The 14,601-nt window shown below is 36.0% G+C and carries 11 protein-coding genes; 8 read left to right on the plus strand and 3 right to left on the minus strand.

Annotation, left to right across the window (positions count from 1 at the left end):
• Window positions 1-119: 119 nt before the first annotated feature.
• Window positions 120-1,316, minus strand: a complete 1,197-nt coding sequence (locus G5B32_RS15650) for an MFS transporter (protein ID WP_165292435.1) — start codon at window positions 1,314-1,316, stop codon at window positions 120-122.
• Between the two features lie 314 nt (window positions 1,317-1,630).
• Between G5B32_RS15650 and G5B32_RS15655 the strand changes: the two genes are divergently transcribed.
• Genes G5B32_RS15655 through G5B32_RS15685 form a run of 7 tightly spaced genes read left to right on the plus strand, consistent with a single transcriptional unit; the run spans window position 1,631 to window position 12,180 of the window.
• Window positions 1,631-4,741, plus strand: coding sequence for a SusC/RagA family TonB-linked outer membrane protein (locus G5B32_RS15655; protein WP_165292436.1), 3,111 nt, complete (start codon window positions 1,631-1,633; stop codon window positions 4,739-4,741).
• An 11-nt stretch (window positions 4,742-4,752) separates the two neighbouring features.
• Window positions 4,753-6,387 carry a RagB/SusD family nutrient uptake outer membrane protein gene (locus tag G5B32_RS15660; RefSeq protein ID WP_165292437.1) on the plus strand — a complete coding sequence of 545 codons (1,635 nt, stop codon included), beginning with the start codon at window positions 4,753-4,755 and terminating at the stop codon, window positions 6,385-6,387.
• A 14-nt stretch (window positions 6,388-6,401) separates the two neighbouring features.
• Window positions 6,402-7,544: a SusE domain-containing protein gene (locus G5B32_RS15665; RefSeq protein WP_165292438.1), complete on the plus strand. Its 1,143-nt coding sequence runs from the start codon at window positions 6,402-6,404 to the stop codon at window positions 7,542-7,544.
• Between the two features lie 11 nt (window positions 7,545-7,555).
• Window positions 7,556-8,677 (plus strand): glycoside hydrolase family 76 protein, encoded by a 1,122-nt coding sequence (locus tag G5B32_RS15670; protein WP_165292439.1) that lies wholly within the window; start codon window positions 7,556-7,558, stop codon window positions 8,675-8,677.
• A 21-nt stretch (window positions 8,678-8,698) separates the two neighbouring features.
• Entirely contained in the window at window positions 8,699-9,883 is a 1,185-nt protein-coding gene (locus G5B32_RS15675) for a glycoside hydrolase family 76 protein (RefSeq protein ID WP_165292440.1), read from the plus strand.
• A gap of 9 nt (window positions 9,884-9,892) precedes the next feature.
• On the plus strand, window positions 9,893-10,891 hold the full coding sequence (locus G5B32_RS15680) for a LacI family DNA-binding transcriptional regulator (protein ID WP_165292441.1): 999 nt from the start codon (window positions 9,893-9,895) through the stop codon (window positions 10,889-10,891).
• A gap of 11 nt (window positions 10,892-10,902) precedes the next feature.
• Window positions 10,903-12,180 (plus strand): sugar porter family MFS transporter, encoded by a 1,278-nt coding sequence (locus G5B32_RS15685; protein WP_165292442.1) that lies wholly within the window; start codon window positions 10,903-10,905, stop codon window positions 12,178-12,180.
• A 38-nt stretch (window positions 12,181-12,218) separates the two neighbouring features.
• Here G5B32_RS15685 and G5B32_RS15690 read toward each other — a convergent pair whose 3' ends face one another.
• Window positions 12,219-12,884 (minus strand): DUF937 domain-containing protein, encoded by a 666-nt coding sequence (locus G5B32_RS15690; RefSeq protein WP_165292443.1) that lies wholly within the window; start codon window positions 12,882-12,884, stop codon window positions 12,219-12,221.
• Window positions 12,885-12,945: 61 nt separating this feature from the next.
• Between G5B32_RS15690 and G5B32_RS15695 the strand changes: the two genes are divergently transcribed.
• Window positions 12,946-14,064: a DUF2891 domain-containing protein gene (locus G5B32_RS15695; RefSeq protein ID WP_165292444.1), complete on the plus strand. Its 1,119-nt coding sequence runs from the start codon at window positions 12,946-12,948 to the stop codon at window positions 14,062-14,064.
• Window positions 14,065-14,306: 242 nt separating this feature from the next.
• On the opposite strand, the gene G5B32_RS15700 is transcribed toward G5B32_RS15695, so the two are convergent.
• A partial coding sequence (locus G5B32_RS15700; protein WP_165292445.1) for a transposase occupies window positions 14,307-14,601 on the minus strand: 295 nt, incomplete at its 5' end.

Genomic DNA, 14,601 nt, shown 5'->3' on the forward strand with positions numbered 1-14,601 from the left:
GTCCTACCGAGAGTTTTAGAGAAGATAATTAAGCATACAATTTTTTTCATCCTTCGCCTCTAAAAAATATAAAAGTCCAACTGCTGTTGAACTTTTATATAATAATATGAAATATTTTATTATGCTTTTTGAAGAATTTCGGTATTAACTTCAGAAGAAGACTCTTTAGATTCTACTTTGATGTAAAATATATACGTTAAAATTGCGCCTATACTTGCCATTACCACGCCTACAAGGGAAGGATAATTGTAAGCGAAACCATAAATAATGGGGATTGCTCCTAAATAAGCACCTATAGAATTTCCGATATTAAATGCGGCTTGACCAGCGGATGCGGCAAAAGTTTCTGCGCCCTTAGCATTATTAATAAGCATCATCTGCAACGAAGGAGCGATACTAAAAGCAATCATACCTGTGATAAATGCCATGGGATAAGCTAATACGGTGATGTGCGCAATGAAGAATAATACTAATAAACAAGTTGCCATTGCTAGGAAGCAAGAAATGGCAGCTTTAGTCGGCGAAAGGGTATCTGCCACTTTTCCACCTAAAAGATTACCTACACACATACCTGCACCAATCAATATCATAATGATAGAAACGCTGTCTTCGGATAAACCCGAAACCGTGGTTACTAATTTGGAAATATAACTGATCCAGGCAAATAAACCACCCGTACCAATAGAGATTATTGCAATCATCAACCAGGCATCCCAACGTTTGAAATAACATATTTGCTTCACTATATTGTTGCTTTTATCTGCTGGAAAAACAGGCATCCACAAATAAATCGTTAAGAAGGTTAATAAACCCAATAAGCTAATAACACCATAGGTAATTTTCCAATCAAAATGATGACCAATATAGGTGCCTAAAGGTACACCTGCTAAATTCGCAATAGTCATACCTGTAAACATCAACGAAATGGCCTGTGCTTCTTTACCAGGCTTTGCTAATTTGGAAGCGACTACAGAACCGATTCCGAAGAATGCGCCATGTGGAAGTCCGGAAATGAAACGCGATATAAATAAGCTCCAAGGATTCGGAGCAAAAGTAAATACAGCGTTAAAAACAAAGAAAAGTAACATCAAAAACAGAAGTACTTTTTTCGCAGGATATTTAGATGTGGCTGCTACTAGTGTGGGGGCACCTACAACAACGCCCAAGGCGTATAGTCCTATTAAATTACTTGCTGTAGGGATATCAATATTCACATCTTTAGCGATATCTGGTAGAATTCCCATCATCGTAAATTCAGTCATTCCAATTGCTAATCCTCCGAACGCTAGTGAGATCAGACCTTTTTTATTCGACATATAAACTATTTTAGACCTTGCAAAGGTAGCTAAATAAAGTGAAAATACTGTGCCAGAATGCTTTACTTATTGTAAAAAGTACACTACTTGTTTTTATCGATTTATATTAATTCAAGAATTTTTATCAATATAAGATTCCAGGGCTATTTGCAAATTAAAATACTCTATCCATTCCTGATTTTAAACTGCAATTTACTATAACAATTAAAAATAATTTTGAAATGTAAATAGAATTACTATTTTTGTTAAACCGCTTTAGTTCCTTTGCTAACTCGGTTTAATAGATAACCATATAATATTATAAACTCTATACTATGATACCAAAGTCATTTTTATTTATTTGTGCTTTGCCGTTACTCTTAGGTGAGATTCCAATTGTTAAGGCCGATTCTTTTGGTTCACATACAATAAAATGGAAACAACAACCTGTTAGAGGTAAAGTGACAAATGAGCAAGGTCAACCCATATCAGGAGCCTCAGTCTCTGTGCAAGGTCAAAGCATGGTTACTTCTACTGATGCGGATGGGAATTTCACTATTAATGCATTAATAGGTCAAAAACTACTCATAAGGCATATAGGTTTTCAAGACCAGATAGTAGATGTGATGGAACCTAATCTTAAAGTGTATTTATCTCCTGAAAATACTGAATTAGAAGAAGTTATTGTAGTAGGATATGGAACTACTAATAGACGTTCGGTAGTGGGAGCTGTAGATCAGATTAGCTCTAAAGCCATTGAAAATCGACCTGTTGCAAATGCAACTCAGGCATTGCAGGGTGCATCACCAAGTTTGAATATTCAACAGCGCAGTATGAATCCAAATGATAATACGATGAATATTAACATTCGTGGTATTTCGACGATGAATAGTAATGGGCCTTTGCTTATAATTGATGGCCTAGTGTCTGAAATGGGGGCTTTAAATAAATTGAATCCTAGTGATATTGAGAGTGTATCTGTATTAAAGGATGCTGGTACAGCCGCAATTTATGGCTCACGGTCTGCCAATGGAGTTATTTTGGTTACTACTAAAGGAGGTAAGCGTAACCAAAGACCAAGTGCAAGTATTTCATCCTTGGTCGGTGTTCAAGACGCACAGATACTTTATGCTCCGGTGAAAGGGTATCAGAATGCAACGTTGAAAAATATGGCATTAACCAATGTAAATCAAAGTCCAGAATTCACGCCAGATCAAATTATGGATTTGTACAACAATCAAGGGAAAGAAGTTTGGAATTATAATGAAATTATTCAATCTGCGTTACAGCAAAATCACAATATCACAATAAATGGAGGAGGAGAAAATTCAACCTATTTATTCTCTGCAGGTCATCTCGATCAGAGAAGCAATTTTGTGGGTAACAAAGACTATGGAATTAAACGTTATAATCTTCGTTCAAATTTGAGTGTTGAATATGGTGTCTTTAAATTATCATCTATATTATCCTATTCCAGAAATAATGGATTAAATACAACTGCTAGTAATGCCATTATTAACTCTTCTCGTATTCCACCTTATTACTATTATGCTATGCAAGCGGAAAATGGTCGATATTTAGTTAATAATGCTTTGACAGATCAAAATCCATTAGCAGAGCTGCGTGAGGGTGGGGCTATTAAACATGCTAATGATTATATGAATGCAAATTTGGCGTTAGATGTGAAATTAGCAAAAAGCTTAAAATTGCGTGGGGTATTTGGGGCTGATATCAATGCTGATCACCGATTCATACGAAGAATACAAGTGCCATTGTATACGAGTCCGGATGCAGAAAAACCATTGGTGTATGTGAATTCTACGCGTACGACGGAAGATTTTAATGAAAAACTATCTCTACTCAATTATCAATTGATATTAGATTATGATCGCACATTTGGGAATCACTCCATAAAAGGATTATTTGGGGCTACAAACGAGTCTTATACCAGGAGACAGAATGAGATAAAATTAAGATTTACAGATCCTATTTTAGGAACACCTACCACAGGAACAGAAATAGATCCTACGAGTCGGACTACTCCAAATGGTACTATGGAAACTAGTATTAACTCATTAATCGGAAGACTCAATTATTCGTATTTAGATCGTTATTTTATCGAAGGCACATTTCGGTATGATGGCTCTTCTAGATTTGCAAAGGAGAATCGTTGGGGATTTTTCCCTTCTATTTCGGCAGGTTGGCGCTTGTCTGAAGAGAATTTTATGGAAGGATATAAAGATAAAGTTGGTGACCTAAAGATTCGTTCATCATATGGAATTTTGGGGAATCAAGATATAGCTCCTTATCAATATTTGACGATATACTCTTCATATAATAATACTTACGGCTTTGATAATGCTGCAGTCGCTGGCGCAGGTTTCACTTATGGCAATAGTGATTTATTGTGGGAAAAAACTAGAAATTTTAACATAGGTGTAGATGCTACATTTTTTCAAAATAAATTGTCAGCTTCCTTCGATTATTTTCATAAGCATACCACAGATATATTGTTGACACCAGAAATTCCAAGTGTATTTGGTACCACTTTGAGTAAAACCAATATTGGAAAGATGAATAACCAAGGTTGGGAAGTCGTATTAACTTACCGCGGTAATACGGGAAACTTGAGACACAATATTTCAGCAAATATGGGTGATTCATTTAACGAGGTAGTCTATTTCCAAGGCAAAGAACAATACGCTTCTGCAGATCGTATCACCAAATTAATAAGAGAAGGTGTGCCGTTGAATTCGTATTATGGATATAAAGTCAAAAATTATTTCCAAAACATCCAGGAGATTGAGACAGCAGCTTTACCTGTAGGAATTAGTCCTACCGATTTGCAACCTGGTGACGTACGTTATGAAGATAGAAATAATGACGGTATTATTGATTCAAAAGATCGTTATATTCTGGGGAATGGATTCCCTCGTTATACATTTGGTTTGACATATGATCTAAGTTACAAGAACTTTGATTTCAGTATGTTTTGGCAAGGTGTAGGGAAGAGGGATATGATGGTGAGGGGAGAATTGGTAGAACCATTTCATGAGAATTATTCCTACACAATCTATCAACATCAGCTAGATTTCTGGACTCCTACAAATATTGATGCAGTATGGCCAAGACTTACAGCGGCAGGAGCTACCTCAACACGCAATAATTATCAAATGGAGTCGGATATATATATGTTTAATGGTAAATACGCCCGTCTTAAGAATATCCAAATAGGCTATTCTTTACCACAATCTTTGGTGAGTAAATTACGGATGGAAAGAGCTAGATTATTCGTCAATGCTCAAAATCTATTGACATTAAGTTTGAATTCTTGGATAGATCCTGAATCATCAGAATTTGATTCGAATATGGGCGGAGCAGCAAACTCAGCGCGTAATTATCCGACGTTAAAGTATTATGGTTTTGGTTTGGATATTAAGTTTTAATGCATACTAAGATGAAAAAGAAATTTAGAATATCAGGATTGATTTTGTGTATTGTACTTTTCATAAGTTCATGCAATACACTTGATCCTATTCCAACAGATAATTATACGGATGCTACTTTTTGGCAAACGACAGAAAATGCTGAATTAGTGGTGAATATGGCGTATAATCAAATGTATTCTGCTGATAAAATGTGGAATGATGAAGCTTTAAGTGATAATGTTTTTGAAGGACGTACCAATACGGATGCTAGAGCAATTCGTAATGGTATAGCTGATCCAACTTTAGGAAGATTTGCAAGTGAATGGAGTCAAGCATATGGCGGACTAAAAACATGTCATATTTTTATGGAGAATGTCGATCGAGTGCCTAATGTAAGTGAAGCATGGAAACAAAGACGTATCGCTGAAATTCGTTTTATACGCGCTTACATTTATTTTCGATTGGTAAACTTTTATGGAGATGTTCCATTCTTTACAAAGGATATAACATTGGATGAATCAGCAACATTACCACGTACAGCGAAGGCTACAGTCTTAACATTTATACATAATGAACTGGATGAAATTGCGGACGTATTACCAAGTAAAAATGAGTTGCCAAGTACCTATAATGGAAGAATAACAAAGGGTGCAGCTGCTGCATTACAAGCAAGAGCTTACCTATATGAAGGAAATTGGGCAAAAGTAGTCGATTATACAGATCGTCTCATCAATCAGCAGGGAACTTACGGTAACTATGGCTTATTTTCGAGTTATAAAGGCTTATTTGAAGCAGCGAATGAATACAATGAAGAAGTAATTCTGGACTATAGCTATGTGCCATCATTAAAGATGTGGGGAAAATTATATGATGCAGCACCTTTGTCCGCAGGAGCTCGTCTGAATGCCTATGCGCCTTTGCAAAGTCTAGTAGATAGTTATTGGACTAATACAGGTCAATTTATAAGTCAGAATCCTAATTATTCAGAAGATAATCCATATGTAAATAGAGATCCTAGATTAGATGCTACAGTAGTTTATCATGGATCACAATGGACGGATTTTGATGGTCAGACACGTACTATTTATACTAAGCCTGGCACAGGATCTAATAGTCAAGAGCGTATGGATGTGTATTCTGGGCCAAGTGCCAACGCATCTCCAACGGGATACTACATCAAAAAATATTATGATCGTACGGCAACTCAAACTTTCGATGCTGGATTGAATATCATTATGATACGTTATGCGGATATACTACTGATGCATGCAGAAGCTAAACACGAATTGGGGCAATTTGATGCAACTCTTTGGAATCAAACAATTCGTCCTATTCGCGAAAGAGCTGGGCTGACAGCGTCATCTGCGCTTAATTATCCTTCTACTATAAATAGTACAGAGATGAAAGAACTTATCCGCAACGAACGTCGTATTGAATTGGCTTTGGAAGGATTAAGATATTATGATATTATTCGATGGAAAGCTGGTAAAACCTATTTAGATGGTACTATTTTCGGGGCAAAATTTGCTGACGGTAATACATCATACATTCGATTGGATACACGCAGATTTGATGAAAATAGAGATTATTTATGGTCTTTACCACAATCACAAATGGATTTAAACAAAAATTTATTGCCTAACAATCCTGGGCATGCTAACTAATTAAAAACAAAATCATGAAAAGAATATTTGCTTTAATTTTATTTGTAGCTACGGTAGCACAATTCGTGGCATGCAAAACAGACAATATGGAGTACACAGATGTGGATGTCACTAAAGTCAACAATATATTTGAACCTTTAAATAACAAGTCGGTAAAGTTAGTAAGCTCTAATTCTGCTACCCTATTTTTTGAGTGGGAGGCTGCGTTAGCAGTTGATGGTGGCTCTCCTCAGTATGAAATTGCCTTTGATAAAGTGGATGGTGATTTTTCAAACCCTCTTTATAAAGTGGTGTCGAATAACAATGGATTTGCTACGAACGCTTATGTAACACATAAAGTCTTAAATTCAGTAGCTGCTTTAGCTGGCATAAGCCCAGGAGAATCAGGTGAAGTGAAATGGACAGTCATAGCTTCTCGTGGAATCAAAAGAGTACAGTCAGATGTGACACGTATTTTAAGTATTACAAGTTTAGAAGGATTTGCTGACATTCCAGTAGAATTGTATGTGACGGGAGAGGGAAGTGAAGGAGGTACGGATTTATCAAAATCACCTGTTTTTAAACAAATTGAACCGGGAGTTTTTGAAATATATTCTAAACTTGAAAGTGGCAAAAGTTATAGTTTCGTAGACCGTAAGGATCCTAATGCAAGACATTTCTATACAGAGGACAATGCAAAATTGAAAGAATCTTTGGATGGTAGCCAAATGACTACTCCTAAAACCGCAGTTTACCGTATTGTTATTGATTTTAATGTAGCAACTATTTCATATACTGAAATCAAATCAATAGGATTATGGTTTTCTCCTGAGAACAAAGTCTTATTCTATTTACCATACCAAGGAAATGGCGTCTGGTCAGGAACTGGTGTTGTAAGATTTAAGCAAGAGAGTTGGGGTAGGGATGAGCGTTACAAATTTCAAATGGAAACCATTGTAAATAACAATACTATATTAGAACATTTAGGTACTCAAAATAATACAGATAGTCGACCTACTCCGTCTTCAGACCCTTCTTACTATTTTATAAGAGTTGTACCACCTTCTCAATGGGATAACAAATGGAAATTCATGGAACAAGTGGATGGTAATTCAACAACTATTAAAGTGATTTTACAAGGAGATAAAAATTATACACACGAGGTTAAAGTCAATTAAAAGAACGTGCTATGAAAAAAATATTAATATTATCAATTATATCATGTGCGCTCTGGATGAATAGTTGTGGAAAGATAGAAGATGAGTATCAATTTGATAATGAGATTAATACTCCATATGCAGAGATGGCAGATAAAGCAACGAATACGTTGATATCTGGTTTCTGGAACGATGAAGGCTATTTTAATTATGGAAACGACGGGTCAAACCGTGGTTTCCAATATTGGCCAAATGCGCATGCCATGGATGTCGTGATTGATGCATTCGAACGTACAAATGACTCTAAATATTCAGTGTATTTTGATAAATGGTTTGATGGTGTAAAGGCAAAAAACGGCGGATCATACTATAATATTTATTACGATGATATGCAATGGAATTCATTGACTATGCTAAGATTGTACGAAATCACTAAAGAACAAAAATACTTGGATGCTGTGTTGTTGTTGTGGAATGATATCATTAAAGGGTGGAATACTGAGTTTGCAGGTGGCGGATTGGCTTGGAAAAAAGATATGCTCTATTCAAAAAATGCTTGTTCAAATGGACCTGCAAGTGTGTTAGCGGCCCGCTTATACAAATTAACAAAGGATGAGAGTTATTTAGATTGGGCCATTCGCATTTATGAATGGCAAAAGGATTATTTATTTGATCGTTCAACAGGCGCAGTTTATGATAATATAAATGGTCAGACTGATGTCTTGAATAAGGTAGCTCTTACCTACAATCAAGGTACATTCTTAGGGACTGCTGTAGAGCTTTACACGATTACGAAAGACCCATTGTATCTTAATGATGGACAAAAAATAGCAAATTATACAATTACCAAATGCATTGATCCAGCAAATAACATATTAAGAAATGAGGGGTCTGGAGATGGAGGCTTATTTAAAGGTATTTTCATTCGCTATTTCGTTCAATATTTAAAACTTGAAGGTATTCAAGATGGCTATAGAACCAAGTTTGAAAATTTCCTTAAACATAATGTAAAAACAGCTTGGCAATTAGGAAATCTAGAAGGTGTATACTTATTTGGGCCTTCATGGGCACAATCGCCTGTAGGTACGACCGAATTGACAAGTCAATGTAGTGCAGCTATGTTATTTGAAGGCATTACATTACTAAATAAATAATTATTTTTATTTCGATTACCAATGAAAGCAACATTTAAAGTTATGATTCCCATGCTTATAGCGTTCAGTTCTTGTACAGCTATAGCGCAAGACCAATATTATAAGAAAGCCGAACAAACTCTACAAATAATAGATAAATTGTATGCAGTCAATGATGGTAAATTTCTATACAGAGAAAATTATCCTTATGATGAAAAATATAGTGCAAGTTATTTAGGTGGTGGTGTTAATGAAAATAAAACAAACCCATACTCTTATTTGTGGCCTTTTTCAGGTAGTTTGTCAGCATATACTGTATTACTAGAAAAGGAAAATGATTCGGCAGTAAAAAAACAAATAGATCAAAGGATATTACCAGGTCTGGAACAGTATTTTGACACACGCGATCCATATGCATATGCTTCGTATGTGAAATTTGCACCACAATCAGACCGTTTTTATGATGATAATATCTGGTTGGGAATTGATTTTTTGGATTTATATCTTCATACCGATCAGCAGAGTTATCTAAAAAAAGCGGAGGAAATTTGGCGATTTGTCGAAAGTGGCTGGGATGATAAGTTAGGTGGCGGTATCTATTGGATGGAACAGAAAAAAGAATCTAAGAATACATGCTCTAATGCACCTGCTGTGGTTTATCTGATGAAATTATATGAGGCTACCAAATCCAATCAATACTTGGATAAAGCGAAGCAACTTTATCAATGGACAAAATCAAATTTGCAAGACCCAGAAGATAAAACGTATTGGGATAATATCAAACTAGATGGTAAAATTGATAAAGCTAAATATCCATATAATACGGGACAAATGATCCAAGCAGCAACACTTCTGTATAAGCACACAGCAAATAAAAATTATTTGAAAGATGCGCAAGAAACAGCTGAAGGTGGATATAAATATTTTTTTGATGCTAGTAAAACTATACAATCAGAAGGTAAAAGTTATCCCACTCTAAAGAGAAGTGATAGTTGGTTTATCGCTGTTATGTTGCGTGGTTACGTCGAACTCTACGATGTGGATAAAAATTCATTTTATTTGGACACATTTCGTGCAAACCTACAATATGCTTGGGTAAATATGAGGGACAAAGATGGACTATTTTCTAAAGATTGGTCTGGAAAGAAACAAGAGTCTGAGAATAAAAAGTGGTTACTCGATCAATTTGCAATAGCCGAAATGTTTGCGCGTATTTCTAAACTTTAAATACACGAAATGTCAATAAGTAAAATAGCTAAAGCTCTAAACGTTTCCAAATCCTCTGTTTCATTAGTTATTAATGGTAAAGCCAAACAGTCGAGGATTAGTGAAGAAATGGAGAAAAAAATCCTTGATTATGTCAAGGAAATAGGATTCAAGCCAAATTCAATTGCCCAAAGTTTGGCAACGGGAAAGACGAATACGATTGGTTTGATTGTTGAGAATATTGGCGATAGTTTTTTTGGGCCAATAGCTTTGAAAATTGAGTCTAGTCTTCGTGAAAAAGGTTATCACGTGCTTTATAGTAGTACGAATGGAGTGGATAAATTGGGTGAGGGCATTATAAATAGTATGATGGAGCGAAGAATTGCGGCACTCATTATCGCACCAACAATGGACATGAATAAGGCTATTAAAAAACTCATTCATTCTCAAATTCCTTTAGTGATATTTGATAGACGTGCACAAGAGATTTCGACCGCTTACGTTGGTACAAATAATTATGAGGCAAGTGCTGTTGCAGTCAAACATTTATTTGCACAAGGCTACAAAAATATAGGGATGATTACTAGTGATTCCTCACAATCCCAAATGCTAGAAAGAAAACAGGCTTATATCAATGAAGTAAATCAGCAAAATCTAAAGCCATTACTGCTAGAAATTCCTTATCGTTTAAATGTGCCTGAAAGAGAGGAACTGATTGGTCAATTCATAAATGAAAATGATCTTGACGCGATTTATTTTAGTACCAACTATTTATGTATATCTGGCTATAAAGTTTTAAGTCGATATGACATAGTTCATCAGTTTGGAATAGTTTCCTTTGATGATCATGAAGTTTTTGAGCTAGTCAAGCCAACTGTTACTTGTGTAAGACAACCCATTATAGAAATTGCAGAGCGTATTGTTGAAAGCGTTCTGAAACAAATTAATGGGGAATCAGATTGGCTACGTGATGATATTATACCATCAGTTTTGGTGGTGCGTAATAGTACACAGGGGCCTAACAAATAAAATATAAACTTATGAAAAATGTATGGAAATATGCCCTAATTGCGTCGCTGGGAGGATTCCTTTTTGGTTTTGAAACCGCTGTAATATCAGGTGCAGAACAAATTATCCAAAAACTCTGGCAATTAGATTCCTTCTGGCATGGGCTTACAGTATCCATCTCGTTGATAGGAACCATTATCGGAGCAGTAAGTGCTGGTAAATTTATGAACCAATATGGTCGTAAAAAGGTGCTTCTATTTATCGCTATATTATACTTATTATCCGCTGTAGGCTGTGCTTTAGCAAATTTCTGGTCTATGTTTTTATTCTTCCGCTTCCTTGGAGGTGTATCTGTAGGGATAAGTTCTGTCGTTGGACCAGTGTTTATCTCCGAAATATCGCCAGCAAAAGACAGAGGGAAATTAACGGGACTATTTCAGATAATGATTGTAAGTGGGATTTTTATCGCGTATTTGACCAATTTCCTATTTGCTGGTACTGGGGAAAATGCGTGGCGTTATATGTTAGGTATTATGGCAATTCCTTCTATTGTATTTTATATTCTACTGCGCAATATTCCCGAAAGTCCGCGTTGGTTATTATTGCATAACCGAAATGAAGAAGCACTGGCAGTATTTACAAGTTTGGGAATAGAAAGCCACCTGACGGTGGATACCCCGAAGGCTACGACGTCTTTGTTTCAGTCTAAATATTTCAAGCCTATTACCTTTGCAGTGCTGTTAGCCTTTTTTAATCAGTTGACAGGTATTAATGCTATTTTATATTATGCGCCTCGAATATTTGATATGGCAGGTTTTGATGCAGATTTAAGTTATTTGCAACCTATTTTTATTGGCGGTACTAATGTATTATTCACTCTCGTGGGGATGAGTATTATTGATAAAGTAGGGCGGAAGAAGCTATTATTATCAGGCGCTGTTGGTATGTTTATATTTTTGATGCTTACGGCTTTTGGTCTGAAAGGTGAATCTTCTAGTTACCTGCTTTTTTACATCATCGGATTTATCGCTTCATTTGCTCTTTCTCAAGGTGCTGTAATTTGGGTGTTTTTAGCGGAAATTTTTCCGAATGAAGTTCGCGCACAAGGTTCTTCTTTAGGAAGTACAACGCATTGGGTATTTGCAGCATTGATTTCTTGGATATTTCCAGTTATCGTAGAGGGTAATCAACAAGGAGGATTTTATATATTCTTGTTGTATGCAGTAATGGTTGTTTTGTCTTTTGTTTTTATTTTATTCTTGCCAGAAACAAAGGGAAAATCGCTGGAAGATATCGGTCATACTCACTAATTAAGCAAAAAAGCGATGTCATTGACATCGCTTTTTTTTTATCGGCCAAACATCCCCGCCAAAGAATCTAAGATAAAGCCCTTCTTGCTATTATCATTTCCTTTATTGAAAAATTCACCTGCTAGATCTGCTAATCCACCTAAATCTCCTTGGGACGAGGATTGGTAACTTCCGCCTCCACCTAAGACAGACCCAAGAATAGAACCTAAAATTCCGCCTTCAGCGGATGAATTTGATTGTCCTCCGCCTAATACGCTTCCTAATATATCTCCTATTCCACCAGAAGAAGATTCTTGTTGTTTTTGTTTCCCTAAGTAGCCCATTACAATTGGAGCAAGAATGGCCAAAGCACCTCCGATTTTATCCGCAGAAAGACCTGTCTTAGCTGCTAGGTTATCTTTCACCACCTCAGTATTGCTACCAAACATGTGATTGACTATTTTATTGTCATCTTCAGAAGGGCCATTCCCAAATAAATTTCCAATTTGATCGAAAATTCCACCATTATGTTTTTCCAGGGCTTTGTTGATGCCTTCTTCTTTCTCTTTGCTCTTTTTGGAATTGTAATTTAATGCGGCAATCATTAAAGGGACTGCAGCGGCCACTACCCATTTAGCTTTACTTTCGTCAATATTTAGGGTTTTTGCAACAAGGGAAATAGCTTTCGAGCCTATTCCTCCAGTAATGAGATCAGTGATATTCATCTTTCTATTTTATAAAATTGTTTATACTTTTAAAGTAATTATTAACATATAAATTTAACAAATGAAGGCACAAGTTGTTTCCTTAGCTGCTCTTACTTGGGTATTATCTTTTTCGAGTTGTAGTGAAAAATCTGCAAATTCTAATTCTTCACTTCATACTTCGGATACCCTAAAAAAAATAGTGTTAAGTGAGGCTCAGGCAAAAGGGATTTTTGATTTGCCTGTTCATTGCCTAGAAGTAGAATACCCAAATAAATTGGGGCAGGTTTTGGGTTCGGATAACGATCTAAAATCTCCTAAACAACTTCGACCCATATTTTACGGTTGTTTTGACTGGCATTCTTCGGTTCATGGATACTGGTCTATTGTAGAATTGATGCAAAAATATCCATCCTTGGATGCTGACGAAAAAATAAGAGCCACTCTCAATAGGCACATTACGGCAGAGAATGTGGCCGTAGAATTGGCTTTTTTCAATGACACAAATAACAAAAGTTTTGAGCGCACTTATGGTTGGGCTTGGCTATTTAAATTACAGGAAAGTTTGTCTAAATGGCAGGACGCGGATGCGCAACTGTGGAAAGCAACTCTTCAGCCTTTGGTGGATTTGTTGGTTATGCGCTATGAAGAATATTTACCCAAGTTGGTATATCCAATTCGTACAGGACAGCATGACAATTCCGCTTTTGGATTGTCACTTTCCTTGGATTACGCACGGTCGGTAGGAGATAAGGATTTTGAAAATGCCATTATCGAACACGGAAAGCGATTGTTTGAAAAAGATATCAATTGTGATCTGGCATATGAGCCGAGTGGTTATGATTTCTTATCGCCATGTCTAGAAGAAGCTTATTTGATGTCAAAACTTTTAGGTCAAAATGAATATAAAACTTGGCTGGAGAAATTTATGCCCAAATTATTTAAGGCGGATTTCAAATTAGAACCAGCTATTGTTAAAGACAGATCAGATGGGAAGTTGGTGCATTTGGATGGTTTGAACTACAGTCGTGCAGCCTGTTTGTATGGTATTAGTAATACTTTAGCAGAACTTCATCATCTTCGTGTAATTGCGAATAATCATATAGAATTTTCTTTGCCAAATCTTTCTGCTCAGGATGATTATATGGGATCACATTGGCTCGGAACTTTTGCGCTGTATGCTTTATCACATGGGTATTAAAAAGTCAAAAAGTATTGAGTAATGCGTATTGAGTAGCTGGATGTCAGGATTAAGAAATATTCAAACTCTATAAGCGGCATGTAGTATTGCTGAACTCCCTTTGGTTGCAACGCGTATATATCTCTAAACAATTAAAAATTAGAATCTATCATTACTTTTTTAGATTTCTCTTATTGTCGAAATGAACTGTGTTTAAATCCAAATAAAAATTTAAAATTCACTAAAATAATATTCTGTATATTTTAGCCATAGCCAAATTGAGCTTTATAGGGTTCACCTGATTTAGCTATTGCAAATACTTGTTTAATAAGCTTATTTACCGCCTCTATTAGAGCTACGCGATAAGGTTTTCCTTTAGCCCTGAGTCTTTCGTACAGATCTTTACATCCTTTGTTGCATTTTATTGCAGAAGTGGCTGCCATATACAATACTTTTCTTATCTGTCCCATTCCCATTTTACAGATATGCCTTTTTCCTTTCACGCTTGTACCCGACTCATATATCCTTGGAGCCAATCCGAAATAGGATATTACCTGC

It is taken from the genome of Sphingobacterium sp. SGL-16, assembly GCF_011043515.1.
GTDB lineage: Bacteria > Bacteroidota > Bacteroidia > Sphingobacteriales > Sphingobacteriaceae > Sphingobacterium > Sphingobacterium litopenaei.

What these genes read in the sequence shown, in the direction of transcription:
- G5B32_RS15650 (WP_165292435.1), bottom strand. Translation starts at nt 1,316, where the DNA reads ATGTCGAATAAAAAAGGTCTGATCTCACTAGCGTTCGGAGGATTAGCA.
- G5B32_RS15655 (WP_165292436.1), top strand. Translation starts at nt 1,631, where the DNA reads ATGATACCAAAGTCATTTTTATTTATTTGTGCTTTGCCGTTACTCTTA.
- G5B32_RS15660 (WP_165292437.1), top strand. Translation starts at nt 4,753, where the DNA reads ATGAAAAAGAAATTTAGAATATCAGGATTGATTTTGTGTATTGTACTT.
- G5B32_RS15665 (WP_165292438.1), top strand. Translation starts at nt 6,402, where the DNA reads ATGAAAAGAATATTTGCTTTAATTTTATTTGTAGCTACGGTAGCACAA.
- G5B32_RS15670 (WP_165292439.1), top strand. Translation starts at nt 7,556, where the DNA reads ATGAAAAAAATATTAATATTATCAATTATATCATGTGCGCTCTGGATG.
- G5B32_RS15675 (WP_165292440.1), top strand. Translation starts at nt 8,699, where the DNA reads ATGAAAGCAACATTTAAAGTTATGATTCCCATGCTTATAGCGTTCAGT.
- G5B32_RS15680 (WP_165292441.1), top strand. Translation starts at nt 9,893, where the DNA reads ATGTCAATAAGTAAAATAGCTAAAGCTCTAAACGTTTCCAAATCCTCT.
- G5B32_RS15685 (WP_165292442.1), top strand. Translation starts at nt 10,903, where the DNA reads ATGAAAAATGTATGGAAATATGCCCTAATTGCGTCGCTGGGAGGATTC.
- G5B32_RS15690 (WP_165292443.1), bottom strand. Translation starts at nt 12,884, where the DNA reads ATGAATATCACTGATCTCATTACTGGAGGAATAGGCTCGAAAGCTATT.
- G5B32_RS15695 (WP_165292444.1), top strand. Translation starts at nt 12,946, where the DNA reads ATGAAGGCACAAGTTGTTTCCTTAGCTGCTCTTACTTGGGTATTATCT.